The organism is Luteolibacter sp. Y139, assembly GCF_038066715.1.
Taxonomy (GTDB): Bacteria; Verrucomicrobiota; Verrucomicrobiia; order Verrucomicrobiales; family Akkermansiaceae; genus Haloferula; species Haloferula soli.
In genome coordinates this window covers 1-507 of the sequence record NZ_JBBUKT010000031.1, presented here as the reverse complement: position 1 = coordinate 507, position 507 = coordinate 1, and the positions used below count along the sequence as shown (strand labels likewise).

2 protein-coding genes are annotated in these 507 nt (G+C 59.6%); both read left to right on the top strand.

What is annotated here, in order from left to right; genetic code table 11:
- Window positions 1-195, top strand: a 195-nt coding sequence (locus tag WKV53_RS28590) for a putative quinol monooxygenase (RefSeq protein ID WP_375341847.1), incomplete at its 5' end; no start/stop codon positions are given.
- A gap of 34 nt (window positions 196-229) precedes the next feature.
- Window positions 230-454, top strand: coding sequence for a hypothetical protein (locus WKV53_RS28585; RefSeq protein WP_341408269.1), 225 nt, complete (start codon window positions 230-232; stop codon window positions 452-454).
- Window positions 455-507 lie beyond the last annotated feature (53 nt).

Sequence of the window (507 nt, the reverse complement as noted above, 5' to 3'; positions counted from 1 at the left end):
ACCACTGCGTGGTTTGGGATTCGTCTTGGACCCAGCACTTTTGGCATCTTCGATGCGTTTCCTGATGACGCCGGTCGCCAAGCGCATCTCTCTGGAAAGGTAGCGGCGGCCTTAATGGCGAAGACTGAAGAGCTATTCTCCAGCCCCCCCGTTATTGAAAGAATCGACGTCCTCGCGGCGAAGCTGCCTGAATAAAGAAGCCCGACCTGGGCGCGTCCTCGCCCCGATCATGATGTCGATCGATCTGCTCAAAAGCTATGTTCCGGAGCCGAGGGCACAGCAGGTTTTGGAGATGATCGGGGTCAGCACCCGCCGCGGCACCGACATGGTGGACCAAGTGCTGACCTTCGCTCGGGGTGTCGAGGGGCGGCGAACCAAGGTGGACCTCGGATTGGTAGCGCGGGAGGTCGTAAAGATCTGGTTGGAAGTACGCGCGTTTCCGGAGCCTCATTGAGCTCGGCATGGAACATCGATCCGGCCAGCCGAGATTCGATTGGACGACCGGCG

What these genes read in the sequence shown, in the direction of transcription:
- WKV53_RS28585 (WP_341408269.1), top strand. Translation starts at nt 230, where the DNA reads ATGATGTCGATCGATCTGCTCAAAAGCTATGTTCCGGAGCCGAGGGCA.